Origin of the sequence: Pseudoxanthomonas sp. YR558, from assembly GCF_900116385.1 — a bacterium.
Lineage (GTDB): Bacteria > Pseudomonadota > Gammaproteobacteria > Xanthomonadales > Xanthomonadaceae > Pseudoxanthomonas_A.
Genome location: NZ_FPCI01000001.1, coordinates 1,820,049 through 1,837,051 on the forward strand (window position 1 = coordinate 1,820,049; position 17,003 = coordinate 1,837,051).

A 17,003-nucleotide genomic window follows, 5' to 3' on the forward strand; every position below is an offset into this window, starting at 1 on the left:
GGCCGACTTCGACAGCGGCATCAGCCAAGTCCCTCCTGTGAATGGGCCGCGCAGTACATCCGTCGTCCAACGCACCAGCTTCATCCGAGGGAGGCGCTTCGTCGCAGATCCCACACCCTCCATCGCAAGGTCGATTGATTAGCCCGGCTTATAAGGGCTAGTTTCGTGCGGATATGCATTTTTAACCGTAAGTTAGATAAGTTCCGGATCGGTCCCTGCTCCCCTTGCGACCGATCCATCCTGGGCCAGCCACATCGCCAACGCTAAACGCGTTCCAGAGAGGACCCTGTCATGCCGCACACGCCCCCGAACGAGCCCGTCGAGTTGAATGAAGACGAGGCAGCCCTCCTCGAAGAGATGCCAACGCTGGACGGAATAGGCCAGTCGCGACGCGACTTCATGGTTACCTCCGCGGTCGGTGGCATCGGGCTGTTCGCTGCCAACCTCCTTGCCCAGGAATCGGCGCTAGCGCACATGCCCTTGGCCGAGGGTGCGGCGATGGCACCGATCAAGGCGCAGAACGTGGTCAAGGTGAATCTGACCATCAACGGAAAATCGCAATCGCTTGAACTGGACTCGCGCGTGGTGCTGCTCGACGCCCTGCGTGAGCGGCTGGGCATGACCGGCACGAAGAAGGGCTGTGACCAGGGCCAGTGTGGTGCATGCACCGTTCTCATCGACGGCGAGCGCGCCCTGGCCTGCCTGACGCTGGCTGCCACGCTGGAAGGTCGCAAGGTCACCACGATCGAGGGGCTGGCTGAGGGTGATCAGCTGCACCCCTTGCAGGCCGCTTTCATCAAGCATGATGCCTTCCAGTGCGGCTATTGCACTCCTGGCCAGATCTGCTCGGCTGTCGGCGTGTTGAGCGAAGCCCGCCGCGGCCACGTCAGCCATGTCACCGCTGACCTGGGTGCTGGCACGACGTCATTGAGCAATGATGAGATCCGCGAGCGGATGAGCGGCAACATCTGCCGGTGCGGTGCCTATCCCGGCATTGTGGCGGCCGTCCAGGAGGCGCATTCGGGACGTCAGAGCGCCCAGACCTGGCAGTTCGCGACCGAAACCCAGCTGGCTGCGGTACGCAAGGAGACGGGCCATGAGACCGTTTGAATACGTCCGTGCCGAGAACGCGGGCGCCGGGGTGGACGCTGTCATCGATGTACCCGGGGCGAAATTTCTGGCTGGCGGCACCAATCTGGTCGACCTGATGAAGGAGGACGTGGAGCGGCCCACCCGCTTGGTGGACATCTCCCACCTGCCGCTGCACAGGATCGAGCGTTCCCGAGCGGGCCTGTCGCTGGGCGCCTTGGCCACCAATACGCAGACGGCCAACCATCCGCTGATCCGGGAGAACTACCCACTGCTGACGCAAGCCATCGTCGCCGGGGCCTCCGGCCAACTTCGCAACATGGCCACCAACGGCGGCAACCTGCTCCAGCGCACGCGCTGCAACTACTTCTACGACACCGCCATGCCGTGCAACAAGCGCGAGCCGGGCAGTGGCTGTGGCGCGCGCGAGGGCCTGAACAAGATCCACGCGATCCTAGGCTGGAGCGAGGGATGCGTGGCGACCTATCCCGGCGACATGGCCAATGCGCTCTACGCCTTGGATGCGAGCGTGCGTGTCCGTGGTGCTGACGGTAAAGAACGCTTGATTCCCATTGCCGAGTTTCATCGCCTGCCAGGCGAAGAGCCGCACAGGGACACAGTGCTGGGACATGGCGATCTTATCCTCGCCATCCAGTTGCCGGTGGCTTCGGCCGAGTTTGCCCGCCATTCCTATTACCTGAAGGTCCGCGACCGCAGCTCCTACGCGTTCGCCCTGGTGGCCGTGGCTGCTGCGCTCCGGGTGGAGAACGGCGCCATCAAGGATGCACGCGTGGTATTGGGTAGCGTGGCGCATAAGCCATGGCGCAGCGCCGACGCCGAGGCGGCATTGAAGGGCCAGCGTCTGGGTGAGGCTGTGTTCCAGCAGGCCGCCCAGGCGGCGCTGCAGCAGGCACGGCCTCTGGCCCACAACGCCTACAAGATCGAACTGGCTCAACGCTCCATCGTGCGCGCCCTGACGCGTGCGGCGCACCTGGCTTAAGGAGAACCCTCATGGCTCGCTACCTGGGCAAGGAAACAACACGCGTAGACGGGGTTGCCAAGGTCACCGGCAAGGCCAAATACGCCGCCGAGTTCCAGATCCCCCACCTGACGTACGGCTTCATCGTCCTGAGCACCATCGCAAAGGGGCGGATCACCCAGATCGACACCAGTGCGGCCGAAGCCTCTGCCGGCGTGATCAAGGTGTTTACCCATCTCAATGCCGGCAAACTGGGCGAGGCGCCTGCGGCCGATGCTTCGCCCGGGTGGGCGTGGCCTCTGCAATCGGACCAGGTCTTCTTCAACGGCCAACCGATCGCCCTCGTCGTGGCGGAGACCTACGAGCAAGCGCGTCATGCCGCGCGGCTGGTACAGGTGAGCTATCAAGCGCAGCCGCATGAGACAAACGTCACCACCCTGCTGGATCGGGCCAAGCCGGCCCCACAGGAAGCGCCGCCGCGGGGCAATCCGCAGGCCGCCATGCAGACTGCTGCGGTCAAGGTCCAGTCCGAGTACCGCATTCCGATCGAGCACCACAATCCGATGGAGCCGCATGCCGCCATCGCATTCTGGGAAGGCGATCAACTGACGATCTTCGACAAGACCCAGAACGTCTACGGTGTACAGCAGCATCTGTCGCAAGGCCTCGGGGTACCTCCCGCCAACATCCGCGTGGTGTCTCCCTTCGTGGGCGGTGCCTTCGGCGCCTCGCTCAAGCCCAACTACTACCCATCGCTGACCGCGATGGCCGCGCGCGAGCTCAAGCGGCCGGTCAAAGTGGTCTTCACGCGCGCGCAGATGTTCACTGGACACGGGTACCGCCCCGAGACGATCCAGAAAGTTGCGCTGGGTGCAGCTCCTGACGGCAAGCTACAGGCCATCATCCATGAGGCCTTCCACAACACCTCATCCTTCGAGTCCTTCTCAGACAACACCACAGGCTTTCTCAAGCAGGTCTATGCCTGTCCCAACCTGCATGCGCCTCTGAAGATCGCCGCCACCGACCTGGCCACGCCCACGTGGATGCGAGCTCCCGGTGCGGTGAGCGGCATGTTCGCCCTGGAAAGCGCGATGGATGAGCTGGCCTACGCGCTGAAGATCGATCCCCTCGAACTGCGTCTGATCAATTACGCCGAGGTCGATCCGGAGAGTGGCAAGCCCTTCTCCAGCAAGGCGTTGCGCGAGTGCTACCGGCTAGGCGCTGAAAAATTCGGCTGGGGCAAGCGCAATCCCGAGCCACGCTCTATGCGCGATGGCGACCTGCTGGTGGGTTGGGGTATGGCGTCCAGCGTGTGGGGCGCCATGCAGATGCCGGCCAGTGCGCGAGTGACTTACCGGGCCGACGGCACTGCCAGCGTCGCCAGCGCGACCAGCGATATCGGGCCGGGCACCTATACGGTCATGACTATGATTGCCGCCGAATTCCTGGGCTTGGCACTAGACAAGGTGAAGTTCGAGTTGGGTGATACCGACCAACCGCGCGCGCCTGCGCAAGGCGGCTCATGGACCACGTCCAGTGTCGGCTCCGCCGTACGCGGAGCTGCATTGACGATCGCCGGGAAGCTGCTGAGCCTGGCCAACCAGGACGCCGGCTCGCCGCTGCAAGGCGCTTCGATCGATGAGGTGGAAATGTTCGAGAACCGCTTGCGCCTGAAGAGCGACGCGGCACGTTCGGTCGACATTGCCGCGATCATGCAACGGGCTGGAACGCAGGAGCTGACCGAGGTCTACGACTCCAAGCCTTCACCCGAGCGTGAGAAGTACGCATCGCTCGCCCACGGCGCCCAGTTCGTCGAGGTCAAGGTCGATCCCGAACTGGGGACGGTCCGCGTCAGCCGAGTCATCGAGATCACCGCGTGCGGCAAGATCCTCAACCCCTTGGCTTCGCATAGTCAGGAGATCGGCGGCGTCGTCTGGGGTATCGGCATGGCACTGGAAGAAGCCACCGAGATCGACCACCGCTATGGCCGCATCATGAACGCGAGTCTGCAGCACTACCACGTGCCGGTGAATGCCGACATCCACGCCATCGAGACGATCTTCGTCGAGGAAGACGACACCATCGTCAACCCGCTTGGCGTCAAAGGCATGGGAGAGCTGGGAATGGTCGGCATTCCGGCTGCTATTGCCAATGCGGTGTACCACGCCACGGGCAAACGCATTCGTGATTTGCCCATCACGCCTGACAAACTGGTCTAGCCAGCCCGCAACTCGTTTGTAGCCGAGCTAAGGCGCAGGGGCCGGTCAGCCCGCTGCATCGAAGTGGGCCAGCACATCATGTCCGCTTCGGGTCGAAAGCTGCCTCGACGAGCTTGTTCGTCGAGGCGCGTTTGCCTACGATGCAACGAAGGGAGGCTGGGCTCGTTAACGCGCCGCTTATCGATGCGGAGAAGGGTCTCAGCGTTCAGGCAATCTGCGGAGATACGTCAATGAAGATCACGTTGCACGTTCTACTATTCATTGTTTCATTTCTAGTGCTCGGCAGAACGAACGCAGAAGAAGCGGCACCTTCAATCCGGGCTCAGCTGACACCGCTCTTAGATGAGATGCTTGCGGCTGCCAATGCGCACGACACGGACCGCTTCATGGCCATGTATGCTCGTAACAACGAACTCGTCGTAACGTTCGACGACCAGACGATGCACGGTTGGCAGACTGTGCGCGATCAGCAGTTCGAATGGTGGGACGGCGGGAACTCGGATGCAGTCTACCGTCTGCGTTCCGAACCTGAGATCACAGTGATTACCCCAGATGTCGTAAGCACACTGCAATCTATGGAGGTTGCCAGCACGTTGCCCGATGGCAAGAAAGGGGCCGTCCTTGTGGTGGCAACCTCCATCTGGCGGAAGCTCCCTGAGGGCTGGCGCATCGTCGTCGCCCACGAGTCACTAATCCAATAGCATCTAAGTGGCGTGCGATCTTCCAATACATTCTGGCATGGCGGACGGTGTCGCAGGTCCGCTTCCGGCCAGAAGCGGACATCAGTCATTTCCACAAACAGAGCGCCGCACTCGATTGGGCGGCGCTACGCTGGGGATGGCCCGTTCACTCGGTGCCAGGGCGCTGCCCGCTTTCAACCCAGTCAACCAGGACCTGGAACGCCTCGCCAATCTGCGTGGACGAGAATCCGCAATGCCCATCACCGACAGCGGGCAGCGTGACTGGTCTTGTCGTTGCTGCCGCGCTGGATAGATCCGCGAAGATGGACTGGAAGTGCGGGGTGATCGTGGGGTCGGCGTTGTTGTACTGGAGTACCAAGGGCCGGGAGGGCTGGCCCGTCAATGCAGGAGCAGAGGCAACGTATTGCATCGCTTTCGCGTCTCCGGCGTAACGACGCACGTCGGCATTGAAGGCCTTATCGTCGTCGAAGCCGCGGTAGACGGTCACCCGGTTGTCGACAGGCATGCCGCCGGCGCGCTGCGCGATGTCCTGGAACACGACGTAGTGAAGGCTTACGACGCCGGGCAATGCGTCGACAGGCACCTGCAGCGCCCGGGCAAGTTGATTGGTGACCTCGGGTTTGCCGGCGAGCGCGTCGGCGATGGCCGACATGGCCTCTCCCTGGTTGGATGCGGCCTGTGGCATTGACAGTCCGCCCACCGCGCCCACTACGTCGGGAAAGAAGTAGTCAAAGGCCACCAGGGTGGTCAGTAGTTCCTGTGCTAGGCGCATGCCGGGCACGTTGGCTCCGCACAGAGACAGAGCGCCTTGGTAGGCGCCGGCATGCTGCTCCAGACTGGCCGCGGCGATGCCGCCTCCCATGGAGAAGCCCACGAGATAGGTGCGGCGGGCAGCCCCGTACTGTCGAACGAACCTTTGTCGCAGTCTTTCGATGTCGACGATCGCGTCCCGCACGGCCCATCCCTGCGAGGAATATCCGCTCTGCGCGACGGCATAGCCCCGCGACAGGAAGATGGATGTTGCCTCATTGGGTGGCATCGGTAGGGTGCGCGGCATTCCCAACGGCTCGAAGCCGCGGGCAAGGATGACGAGTTCACCGTTCCAACGCTCGGGAATGTTGATTAGATAGGGCGCTTTGCCCAGCGAGCCCGCCTGCTCGACCGGAGCCTTAGTGCGGTGCGTGGCAGGCTCCGCAGCGGAAGCCTGGAACGCCAACGCGCAGGCCATCGCGAGACAGAGCGATTTTCCCGGGTTCGACATGACTCTTCCTGGTCAGGTAGATGACCCACGTTATCAGAGGCTGTGCCATGGGGCATGGCGCCGTCCCTGGGCTAGGGATCGCGCTTCGCGCCTGAGGGGGACCGGCCATCGTTCTGATGCGCGCCGGCCTCAGCGCCTGCAGGACGGACACTACTGGCCGATAGCTGCCAGCCAGGCATGCAAGTCCGCTTACGGCCGCGGCAGGTCGCTGGTCCGCTCACCTACCCATACCTGCATGTCCACCGTCTGCAGCCAACCGTAGTTGGTCAGGAAAGCCACATCGGCCGCATCGCGACCGTAAGCAACAACGATCCGGCCGCCACGGGGCGCGACTTGCGTCGGGTCGAACGTGTACCAGCGGCCGTCCAAGTAGGCCTCGAACCAAGCATGCAGGTCCATGGGTTCCAGCCCGTACAGATAGCCCACCACCATACGTGCGGGAATGCGCAGGCTCCTGCACAGCATGATCCCTACATGGGCGTAGTCGCGGCAGACGCCCGCACCTGCTTCCATTGTACCGAGGGCGTCCGTGCTTGCGTCGCTCACGCCGTACCGGTACGCGATATGCGTGCGGATCCATTGCACGATGGCGCCGACCTGGCCGGTGCGGGAATCGGCAGTATCCACGATGGCCTGCGCCTGGTCGAACGCACGGTCGCTCGGACAGTAGCGACTCGGTAGCAGGTACTGCAGTGCGTGATCGGGCAAGAACGCGGCCGATGCCGGCGGGACCCACGGCGCGATGGCGATGTCGCGCTCGGCCTCGACCTCGAGCTCGGCGCGGATCTTCATGCGCCCACGCCGCACAACGAAACGCTGGCAGAGGTTGCCAAACACGTCGACGAACTCCGTCGGCCGGACGTGCGGCTCGAAGGAATAGGTTTCGCTGATCAGCCACTGTGCTTCGCCGCTGCGCGGGCGCAGCATCGCGACCACCGCGCAGTCCTCAATGGATTCGACGATCAGCTCGCATCCCGCTTGCAGGCGCATGTTCGACCAAATGGGAGAATAAGTTCGCCGCGAGGACGTCGTCCTTCGATATTTCGCCGACGGCGTAGCAAGGATAGTCTCATATCCTTCGCAGCTCTGGCGTTATGCGCCAAAGAGGCGCTTGGTACCCGTCATGGGCGCCAACAATCAAAAAATAAGAATTTGTGCGACTCGCCCCGCTGAGCATTGTCCGCCTCTGGTCCACTTAAGAGAAGCACTCAAACGGCAGCTCTCCACTCCTGGGCAATACACCCGGCCTCAGCCGGGGCCGGACGATCTGCGCTTACTCTGGGCGACCGCTTGCGAGTCCATGGATATATACGTGAGCCGCCGCGTTCAGCAGAGCGGCGCGGATGGTCGCCGACCATGCTACGGCCTATGGGCGCGGCGCACCTTCAATCCCGTTGCCGCCGAGGAGCGCCTGCGCGCGATGCTGGATGCGCGCGGCTACCTGTTTACGCTGACACCGATCCCCGTCTAGGCTTTTCGTTCGGTGCGCACCGCGCATGCGTGCAGGTTCGACGAATGGTCGTATGCAGCGCTTGTGCCAGCTGCGCTCCGTTGAAGGACTGGCGCAACCGCGTCCTTCACATCCACCTCCTGATGTGCGTGCAAGGATGGGGTCCACGTCGGTCAGCCGCCCCCACAGGATTTCCGATGCCCCAGGTCTGGAGAGTCTTCAGCCACTGGTTACGCCTGCGTCGGCGTCTGTGGCGCTGGCGCCGCGCCGCGATCCAGAAACCGCTGGGCGCAGAAGCGCCATTGCGGGCGCAGCTCTTCAACGTCGAGCAGATGGAACTGCATGGACGTGCGCTGGCGCGCACGCACCGGTTGCGCGCGCATGCAGGGCCGGAGCGCCTGCTGAATCGACTGACCGAGAACGAGGGCCTGCTGGATGATGTCTGCGCGCTGCTGACGCGGATGGTGCAGGACGACATGCGTATAACGCCAGCCGGCGAGTGGTTGCTGGACAACTACTATCTGGTCGAAGAGCAGATCGTCACCGCACGCCGGCACTTGCCGAAAGGCTACAGCCGGCAGCTCCCGTCGCTGAGCCAAGGGCCATCGAGCGGCCTGCCACGCGTGTATGACCTGTCGCTGGAAGCCATCGCGCACGGCGATGGTCGCATCGACGCGGAAACGCTGCGCCGCTTCTTCGCCGCCTACCAGTCCATCACGCCGCTGAAGCTCGGCGAGTTGTGGGCGATTCCGATCATGTTGCGGCTGGCGCTGATCGACAACCTGCGTCGTATGGCGGTGCGCGTCATGCGCGACGGCGACGATCACCGCTTGGCCAGCGATTGGGCTGCCCAGCTCAACCGGACGGCGGCAGAGAATCCCAAGGACGTGGTGCTGGTCATCGCCGACATGGCGCGGTCGGATCCGCCGCTGAGCGGCGCGTTCGTTTCCGAGCTGACACGGGGACTGCAGGGACGTGGCGGCGTGTTCTCCATGCCGATCACCTGGCTGGAGCAATGGGCGGCAGACGGCGGCCTGCGCATCGAGGAGCTGGTGCATCTGGAGAGCCAGCAGCAGGCCGCGGACCAGGTGTCGATCAGCAACAGCATCGGCAGCCTGCGTTTCCTGGCCAATATGGACTGGCGTGAGTTCGTCGAAGACATGAGCGTGGTCGAGCGCACGCTCCGTGCGGACCCGGCACGCACGTACGCGCTGATGGATTTCAGCACCCGCGACAGCTACCGGCACGTGGTGGAGAAGATTGCTCGGCTCGCGAATGTCGGTGAGGATGCGGTGGCGGAGATCGCGCTGCAGTTGGCACAGGCCGCCGCCACGACCGCGCCGGGCCATTACCAGGCACACGTCGGCTTCTATCTGGTGGACGATGGCGTCCGCCACACGCAGGCAGCGGTGACCGCCTCGTTACCCGGCGCGCGGCGGGTCCGCCTGCGTCCGCGCAGGATTCCGCTGGCGATCTATCTGCTCCCGATCGCCAGCATCATCGGCGTGTTCACCCATGGCCTGCTGACGGCGGGATCATCCTTACAGGGAGTGCCGCTCTGGTTGCCTGCCATGCTGGCGCTGCTTGCCTTCAGCGAGCTCGGTATCGCCCTGGTCAATTGGGCAGCAACGTTGCTGGTGCCACCCCGACCACTGCCCCGAATGGATTTCTCCAAAGGCATCCCGGCGACGGCACGCACGCTGGTGGTGGTCCCCAGCATGCTCGGCAGCGTGGAGGGGGTGGACAGTCTGATCGAAGCACTGGAAGTACGCTTCCTGGCCAACCGCGACCGCCACCTGCACTTTGCCCTGCTCACCGATTTCCTGGATGCGGACGACGCATCACTGCCAGGCGACGCCGCGCTGCTGGCCCATGCCGTACACCGGATCGAACAGCTCAATCGCCGGTATGCGCCGGAACGCGCCGACGAAGGCGGCGGCGACCTGTTCTTCCTGTTCCATCGACCGCGCCTGTGGAATCCGCGCGAACGGCGCTGGATGGGCTACGAACGCAAACGCGGCAAGCTGGCGGCATTGAACCGGCTGCTGCGGGGCGGGCTGGGAGAAGACTTCCTGCAGGTGAGCGGCAACATCGGCGTGCTCGCGCAGGTGCGCTACGTAATCACGCTGGACACCGACACCAAACTGCCGCGCGACGCCGCACGCGAGTTCGCCGGCACGCTCTCGCATCCGCTCAATCAGGCCGTGTTCGACCCGCGGCGGCGGCGCGTGGTCCGCGGCTACGGCATCCTCCAGCCCAGCGTAGGTACCAGCCTCAGCGGGCGGCCGAGTTCGCGCTATGCGCGCATGTTCGGCAGTGAGCCCGGCATCGATCCCTACACGCGCACGGTGTCGGACGTCTACCAGGACCTGTTCGGCGAAGGATCCTTCGTCGGCAAGGGCATCTACGATGTGGATGCGTTCGAGCACGCGCTCGCGGACCGCTTTCCCGACAACCACATCCTCAGCCACGACCTGCTGGAAGGGTGCTACACGCGTGCCGGCCTGGTCAGCGATGTGCGCCTGTTCGAGGATTATCCGTCGCGCTACGCGGCTGACGTCAAGCGTCGCTACCGGTGGATCCGGGGCGATTGGCAGCTGTTGCCCTGGTTGTTGCCGTGGGTGCCGCGCCGCGACGTCGGGTTCGAGCGCAATCCGCTGTCCTGGCTCTCGCGCGGCAAGCTGCTCGACAACCTGCGCCGCAGTTTGGTGCCGGCGGCCACCTTCATGCTGCTGGTGCTGGGCTGGCTGTTCTCGCCGGACCCGCTCGCCTGGACCGCGTGGCTGCTGAGCCTGTGGGCCCTGCCCGTGCTGCTTCCAGCGCTGCGGGAGGTGGTCGCCCTGCCGGTGGACATGCCACTGGAAACCCACCTGGTCCAGGTGGGTAAATCCTGCCTGAGACAACTCTGGCGAGCGGTCGTCAATGTGGCCTGCCTGCCCTACGAGGCTTTTTTCAGTCTGGGTGCGGTCCTGCGCACGCTCTGGCGCCTCGTGGTCTCGCGACGGCACCTGTTGCAGTGGAATCCGTCCAGCGAAGTCGAGCGCAGTCTCGGTAGCGGCGTGAGCGCGGAGCTCTACAGCATGGCGCCGGCACCGCTGATCTCGGCCGCCGTCGCCGCACTGCTGGTGATGAAACAGCCGGCCGCACTGTGGGTGGCCACGCCCTTGCTGTTGCTCTGGCTGCTGTCGCCGGTGCTGATGGCCTGGCTTGGCCGCCCGCCGGACCGGCGGACGGACAAGCTGTCCGCACCGCAATTGGCGTTCCTTGGAAAGCTGTCGCGACGCACGTGGGCCTTCTTCGAAACCTACGTGCGCGCAGAGGATCACTGGCTGCCGCCCGACAACGTGCAAGAGCATCCGGCGCTGGTAGTGGCGAGACGCACCTCGCCGACCAACATCGGCTTGTCGCTCTTGGCCAACCTGGCGGCCTACGATTTCGGCTACCTGCAGGCGGGCGGTGTGATGGAGCGCACCCGCCTCGCGTTCGACACACTGGAGATGCTGCCCCGCCATCGCGGGCACTTCTACAACTGGTACGACACCGAAACCCTGCAGCCGCTGCCGCCGGCCTACATTTCCACGGTCGACAGCGGCAACCTGGCCGGACATCTGTTGACCTTGCGACAGGGCCTGCTGGCCATGGCGGATGCCCCCGTCCTGTTGCCTGCCACGTTCAACGGACTGGCCGACACCCTGGCCGTGCTGGAGGATGCCGTTGCGGACACGCCGTCCGATGACGACGCGTTGTCGTTGGCGGTGATCGAATTCCGGACAGTGCTGATGCAGGCCCAATGGAAACCGCCATCGACCGCCAGCGATGCCGAACGCATGCTGGCGCGCCTGGTGGTGCATGCGGAAGCCATCGCCGCGGCTTGGCCTGCGGCCGATCCCGAACAGATCCATCAGCACCATTGGCCGACCGCGCTCGTCGAGGGCTGCAGGTCGGCGCACGCGGAGCTTCAGTTCCTGCTACCCGATGCCGACGCATGGGCCGGCGATCACCTGCCCACCCTGCGCGAGCTGCAGGACGGCCCTGCCGGTGCGCTTGCGACCCGGCGCGCACGGGAACGGATCCACCAACTCGAACGCCTGGCGCACATTGCCGGCCAGTTCTCGCTGATGGAATACGAGTTCCTCTACGACTGCGCGCGCCACCTGTTGGTGATCGGCTACAACGTGGACGAACACCGCCTGGACAACGGGCTCTACGACCTGCTGGCCTCGGAGGCTCGCCTGTGCAGCTTCGTGGCGATCGCGCAGGGACAGTTGCCGCAGGAAAGCTGGTTTGCGCTGGGCCGCCTGCTGACCGAGGTCAACGGCGATGCGACGCTGCTCTCATGGAGCGGCTCCATGTTCGAGTACCTGATGCCGCAACTGGTGATGCCCAGCTACCCGGACACGTTGCTGGACCAGACCTCCCGGCATGCGGTGGAAGCCCAGATCCAGCACGGCGAGCGCCATGACGTGCCATGGGGCATCTCCGAATCGGGCTACAACACCGTCGACGCGCGCATGAACTACCAGTACCGCGCCTTCGGCGTACCGGGACTGGGCCTGAAGCGCGGGTTGGGCCAGGACCTGGTCATCGCGCCTTACGCCACGATGATGGCGTTGATGGTGGCGCCGGAAGCCGCCTGCCAGAACCTGCAGCGACTGGCCGCCCTCGGCTTCGGTGGGCACTTCGGGTTGTATGAGGCCATCGACTACACGCCTGCACGCGTTCCACCCGGTCAAGACTACGTGGTGGTGCGCTCCTTCATGGCGCATCACCAAGGCATGGGGTTTCTCTCGCTCCTCCATCTGCTGCGACAGCAGCCGATGCAGCGGCGCTTCGTGGCCGATGCCGAGTTCCAGGCGACCCTGCTGCTGCTTCAGGAGCGCATCCCGCATACCGGCGTGTTCCATCCGCACGAGGCGGAGACGCTGGGCACACGCGCCGCGCCTACCGACGCCGAGACGCAGTTGCGCATCTTCCGCAACCCGAGCATGTCGCGTACGGCGGTGCAACTGCTCTCCAACGGGCGCTACCACGGCCTGGTCACCAGCGCCGGCGGCGGATACAGCCGCCACCGCGACATGGCGGTCACGCGCTGGCGCGAAGACGGCACGCGCGATCACTGGGGCAACTTCTGCTACCTGCGGGACGTGGAGAGCGGAGAATTCTGGTCCACGTCGCTGCAGCCGGCATGCGCGCCCGTGGAGCAGTACGAAGCGATCTTCTCCGATGCCAAGGTCGAGTTCCGGGGACGCAAACGCGGCTATGAGACCCACCTGGAGATCGCCATCTCCGCCGAAGACGACATCGAACTGCGCCGCCTGCGCCTGAGCAACCGGAGCCGGCGGACACGCACCATCGAGATCACGACCTATGCCGAGGTGGTGCTGGCGCCGGCCATCGCGGACGAATTGCATCCAGCGTTCAGCAATCTGTTCGTGCAGTCGGAGATCCTGCGCGAGAAACAGGCGCTGTTGTGCACACGCCGACCACGCGCGCACGGCGAGATACCGCCATGGATGTTCCACCTGGTGGCGGTGCATGACGCGGATATCGATGCGATCTCATACGAAACCGATCGCGCGCGTTTCCTCGGTCGCGGCAACACGCCGCGCACGCCGGCGGCATTGACGGAGCAGGACGCGCTGTCCGACAGCGAGGGCTCCGTACTGGACCCGATCGTGGCCATCCGTTGCCGGATCGAGCTGGCGCCGGGTCAGACGGCAATGATCGACATGGTCCATGGCGTGGGCGTGGACCGCGAAGCGTGCGCCGGACTGATCGACAAGTACCGCGATCGCCGGCTCGCCGACCGCGTCTTCGACCTGGCTTGGACGCACAGCCAGGTCGTCCGCCGCCAGATCAATGCATCGCAGGCCGATGCGCAGCTCTACGAAAGGTTGGCCGGGCTGATCGTCTATGCCCACCCGCTACTGCGCGCAGACGCCGACGTCCTGCTGCAGAACCAGCGTGGCCAGTCCGGGCTCTGGGGTCACGCCATCTCGGGCGACCTACCCATCGCGCTGCTCCAGATCTCGGATGCCGACAACATCGAACTGGTGCGGCAGATGGTGCAGGCGCACGCCTATTGGCGCCTCAAAGGACTGCGTGCGGACCTGGTGATCTGGAACGAGAGCCAGGCCGGCTACCGGCAGCAGTTGCAGGATCTCATCCTGGGCATGATCTCGGCCGATCCGGAGGCGAACGTGCTGGATCGGCCAGGCGGCATCTTCGTGCGGCCGGGTCAGCAGATGTCGCAGGAAGACCGCATCCTGCTGCAGTCCGTAGCGCGCGTCATCATCAGCGATCAGCAGGGTTCGCTGGCTGCACAGATCGGTCGTCGCGAGCCTGCCGGACGGATCATGCCGCCCCTGTTGACCGAAGGTCCCCAGGAGGATCATGTCGAGCTTCCCGCACTGGAGGCATCGACCGGGCTGCCATCGCCGGCGGACATCGACGAAGAGAACGACCCCTGGCCGTTCGAGGCCGTGGCCAGCACCTTCGTTCACGACAACGGCACCGGCGCATTCGCCGCCGATGGCCGTGAGTACGTGATCATCACCCGAGAAGGGGGGGCGACACCGGCGCCGTGGTCCAACGTACTGGCCAACGACCGGTTTGGCACGGTGGTCAGCGAGAGCATGGCGGGATACACGTGGTTCGAGAATGCGCATGAGTTCCGCCTCACGCCCTGGCACAACGACCCCGTTGTCGACAGTGGTGGCGAGGCGTTCTACCTGCGCGACGAAGACACGGGTTACGTATGGTCGCCACTGCCATTGCCACGTCGGGGCCGTGGGGCGTACCGGACTCGCCATGGCTTCGGCTACAGCGTCTACGAGCACATCGAAAATGGAATCGCCAGCGAACTGTGGGTGTATGTGGCCGTCGAGGATGCGGTCAAGTACTCGGTACTGAAGCTCCGGAACCTGTCCGGACGCGCACGCCGCCTCTCGGCCACCGGTTACGTGGAATGGGTGCTGGGCGACCTGCGAGTCAAATCACAGATGCACATCATCACCGCGCAGGATGCCGCCAGCGGCGTGCTGACGGCCCGCAACCCGTACAACACCGAGTTCGGCGGCCGCGTCGCGTTCTTCGATACCGATGCCAGCGGCTGCAGCTTCACGAGCGACCGCACTGAGTTCCTGGGCCGTAACGGCAGCATGGCCGATCCCGCAGCGCTCCAGCGCGAGGGATTGTCCGGCCGCCTGGGCGTCGGGCTCGATCCGTGCGCCGCCATCCAGGTGCCGATGTCGCTGCTCGATGGCGAGGCGTCCGAAACGGTGTTCCGTCTTGGCATGGGAAAGGATTACGAGGATGCCCTGTATCTGGCCCGCCGTGTTCAAGGCACGCAGCGGGCACACGATGCGCTGGACATCGTACGCATCCACTGGCGTGGACTGCTGACCTGCGTGCAGGTCAGCACGCCGGAACCCGCCGTCGATGCGTTGGTGAACGGCTGGCTGATGTACCAGACCCTTGCTTGCCGCTATGTGGCGCGCAGTGGCTACTACCAGTCCGGTGGGGCGTTCGGCTTCCGTGACCAGTTGCAGGACACCATGGCCACGCTGCACGCCGATCCGGCGTTGACCCGTGCGCACCTGTTGCTGTGCGCGGCCCACCAGTTCCCGCAAGGCGACGTGCTGCACTGGTGGCATCCGCCCCAGGGGCGCGGGGTACGCACGCGCTGCTCGGATGACTACCTGTGGCTGCCACTCGCGGCATCGCGCTACGTGCAGGTGACCGGTGACGCCAGCGTGCTGGACGAGCAGGTCGGCTTCGTCGACGGCCGAGCGGTCAACGCCGACGAAGAGTCCTACTACGACATGCCGGCGACCTCACATCTGCGGCAATCGTTCTACCAGCATTGCGTACTGGCCTTGCGGCGCGGTTGCAGCCTGCTTGGCGAACGGGGTCTGCCACTGATCGGCACCGGCGACTGGAACGACGGCATGAATCGTGTCGGCGAGGCAGGCCGCGGCGAAAGCGTGTGGCTCGGCTTCTTCCTCTACGACACGCTGCAGCGTTTCGTCGACGTGGCGCGCGTGCGCGGCGATGAGGCATTCGCCGACGAATGCACAGAGCACGCCGAACGCTTGCGGGTGAATCTGGAAGCCCATGCCTGGGATGGCCAATGGTATCGGCGCGCTTGGTTCGATGATGGCACGCCGCTGGGCTCCAGCCAGAGCGATGAATGCCGAATCGACTCCATCTCGCAGAGCTGGTCGGTGTTGTCGGGGGCCGCGGATCCTGTGCGCGCTCGGCAGGCGATGGCGTCACTAGATCGCCATCTCGTGAAGCGGGAGGCGGGGCTGATCCAACTACTCGACCCTCCCTTCGACAAGACCTCGAAAGATCCCGGCTATATCCGCGGCTACGTGCCGGGCGTGCGTGAGAACGGGGGTCAGTACACGCATGCCGCAGTGTGGGCCGCGATGGCGTTCGCGCATCAAGGCGACACGGAGCGAGCCTGGGAGCTGGCACGCATGATCAACCCAATCAATCATGCGCAGGATTCGGATGCCACCGCGCTCTACAAGGTGGAACCGTACGTGCTCGCGGCCGATGTCTATGGCGTGGCACCGCACGTCGGTCGTGGCGGCTGGACCTGGTACACCGGCTCGGCCGGCTGGATGTATCGCCTGCTGACCGAGTCGTTGCTGGGCTTGCAGCGCATCGGGGGCGAGTTGGCACTGCATCCCTGCCTGCCACGCGAATGGACGGAATACGAACTGCGCTACCGCTTCGGATCCAGCCTCTACGTCATCTCCGTCAAGCAACAGGATGCCGGCGCTACCACGCTACAACTCGATGGCGTCGAACAGGCAGGATTGCGTTTCGCACTCGTGGACGACGGCAACGTGCATCGGGTGGAAGCGAGCTGGTCCCGCGCGCCGATATGAAACCTCGTGCGCAGCTCGATGCGGAACTGGATCGACTGGCGGCCATGATGCCGCACTGGCTGCGGCATCTCCGACATGAAGCCCAGTTCTGGCCTCAGTTCAATGCGCTCGCGAAAGAGATTCTCGATCAGGCTGCTGATGAAGATATCCCGTACGTGCAGGGACGCCTGGATCTCATGCTCAAGACACATGTGTTCGGGTTACCGGGAGCCGCCATCAACACTGACGCAGATCCTGCTGGCCGCCAGCCCCTGTAGACCGGGCCTCGATGTCCGCTTTGGGTCGGAAGCTGCCACGGCTGACCACCCCGCGGGTTCATAACGACTAAAACACATAGGCAACTTGAGCCTCTCCTTCCCATCCGGGAATAGGAGACAGCTATGAAGGGCTTCACCAATCACTCT

The 17,003-nt window shown here is 64.4% G+C and carries 8 protein-coding genes and 1 pseudogene; 7 read left to right on the top strand and 2 right to left on the bottom strand.

Features of this window, described 5'->3' with window-relative positions:
- Positions 1–291: 291 nt before the first annotated feature.
- The 4 genes and pseudogenes from BM365_RS18145 to BM365_RS08620 all read left to right on the top strand — a co-directional run.
- A pseudogene (locus BM365_RS18145) lies at positions 292–1,014 on the top strand (2Fe-2S iron-sulfur cluster-binding protein); the annotation flags it as partial.
- 82 nt (positions 1,015–1,096) lie between these two features.
- A complete protein-coding gene (locus BM365_RS08610) occupies positions 1,097–2,089 on the top strand; it encodes an FAD binding domain-containing protein (protein ID WP_093488316.1) in 993 nt (330 codons plus the stop codon).
- Between the two features lie 11 nt (positions 2,090–2,100).
- Positions 2,101–4,287: a xanthine dehydrogenase family protein molybdopterin-binding subunit gene (locus tag BM365_RS08615; protein ID WP_093488318.1), complete on the top strand. Its 2,187-nt coding sequence runs from the start codon at positions 2,101–2,103 to the stop codon at positions 4,285–4,287.
- 230 nt (positions 4,288–4,517) lie between these two features.
- Positions 4,518–4,988: a YybH family protein gene (locus BM365_RS08620; protein WP_158253532.1), complete on the top strand. Its 471-nt coding sequence runs from the start codon at positions 4,518–4,520 to the stop codon at positions 4,986–4,988.
- A 145-nt stretch (positions 4,989–5,133) separates the two neighbouring features.
- On the opposite strand, the gene BM365_RS08625 is transcribed toward BM365_RS08620, so the two are convergent.
- Together BM365_RS08625 and BM365_RS08630 are read right to left on the bottom strand one after the other, a co-directional pair.
- Positions 5,134–6,249, bottom strand: a complete 1,116-nt coding sequence (locus BM365_RS08625) for an alpha/beta hydrolase family protein (protein WP_093488322.1) — start codon at positions 6,247–6,249, stop codon at positions 5,134–5,136.
- Between the two features lie 189 nt (positions 6,250–6,438).
- Positions 6,439–7,239, bottom strand: a complete 801-nt coding sequence (locus tag BM365_RS08630; RefSeq protein ID WP_093488324.1) for a transglutaminase family protein — start codon at positions 7,237–7,239, stop codon at positions 6,439–6,441.
- Between the two features lie 322 nt (positions 7,240–7,561).
- Here BM365_RS08630 and BM365_RS17990 point away from each other — a divergent pair, with 322 nt between their 5' ends.
- From BM365_RS17990 to BM365_RS08640, 3 genes are all read left to right on the top strand, one after another.
- Positions 7,562–7,720: a hypothetical protein gene (locus BM365_RS17990; protein ID WP_158253531.1), complete on the top strand. Its 159-nt coding sequence runs from the start codon at positions 7,562–7,564 to the stop codon at positions 7,718–7,720.
- Positions 7,721–7,896: 176 nt separating this feature from the next.
- Positions 7,897–16,599 carry a glycoside hydrolase family 94 protein gene (locus tag BM365_RS08635; RefSeq protein WP_093488326.1) on the top strand — a complete coding sequence of 2,901 codons (8,703 nt, stop codon included), beginning with the start codon at positions 7,897–7,899 and terminating at the stop codon, positions 16,597–16,599.
- Positions 16,596–16,856: a hypothetical protein gene (locus tag BM365_RS08640; RefSeq protein ID WP_175502056.1), complete on the top strand. Its 261-nt coding sequence runs from the start codon at positions 16,596–16,598 to the stop codon at positions 16,854–16,856. The genes BM365_RS08635 and BM365_RS08640 overlap by 4 nt, the downstream gene beginning before the upstream one ends.
- The last annotated feature ends 147 nt before the right edge of the window (positions 16,857–17,003 follow it).

Excerpts from the sequence above, each read along its gene's own strand:
- BM365_RS08610 (WP_093488316.1), top strand. The coding sequence starts at position 1,097 with ATGAGACCGTTTGAATACGTCCGTGCCGAGAACGCGGGCGCCGGGGTG.
- BM365_RS08635 (WP_093488326.1), top strand. The coding sequence starts at position 7,897 with ATGCCCCAGGTCTGGAGAGTCTTCAGCCACTGGTTACGCCTGCGTCGG.
- BM365_RS08640 (WP_175502056.1), top strand. The coding sequence starts at position 16,596 with ATGAAACCTCGTGCGCAGCTCGATGCGGAACTGGATCGACTGGCGGCC.
- BM365_RS08630 (WP_093488324.1), bottom strand. The coding sequence starts at position 7,239 with ATGCGCCTGCAAGCGGGATGCGAGCTGATCGTCGAATCCATTGAGGAC.
- BM365_RS08615 (WP_093488318.1), top strand. The coding sequence starts at position 2,101 with ATGGCTCGCTACCTGGGCAAGGAAACAACACGCGTAGACGGGGTTGCC.
- BM365_RS08625 (WP_093488322.1), bottom strand. The coding sequence starts at position 6,249 with ATGTCGAACCCGGGAAAATCGCTCTGTCTCGCGATGGCCTGCGCGTTG.
- BM365_RS08620 (WP_158253532.1), top strand. The coding sequence starts at position 4,518 with ATGAAGATCACGTTGCACGTTCTACTATTCATTGTTTCATTTCTAGTG.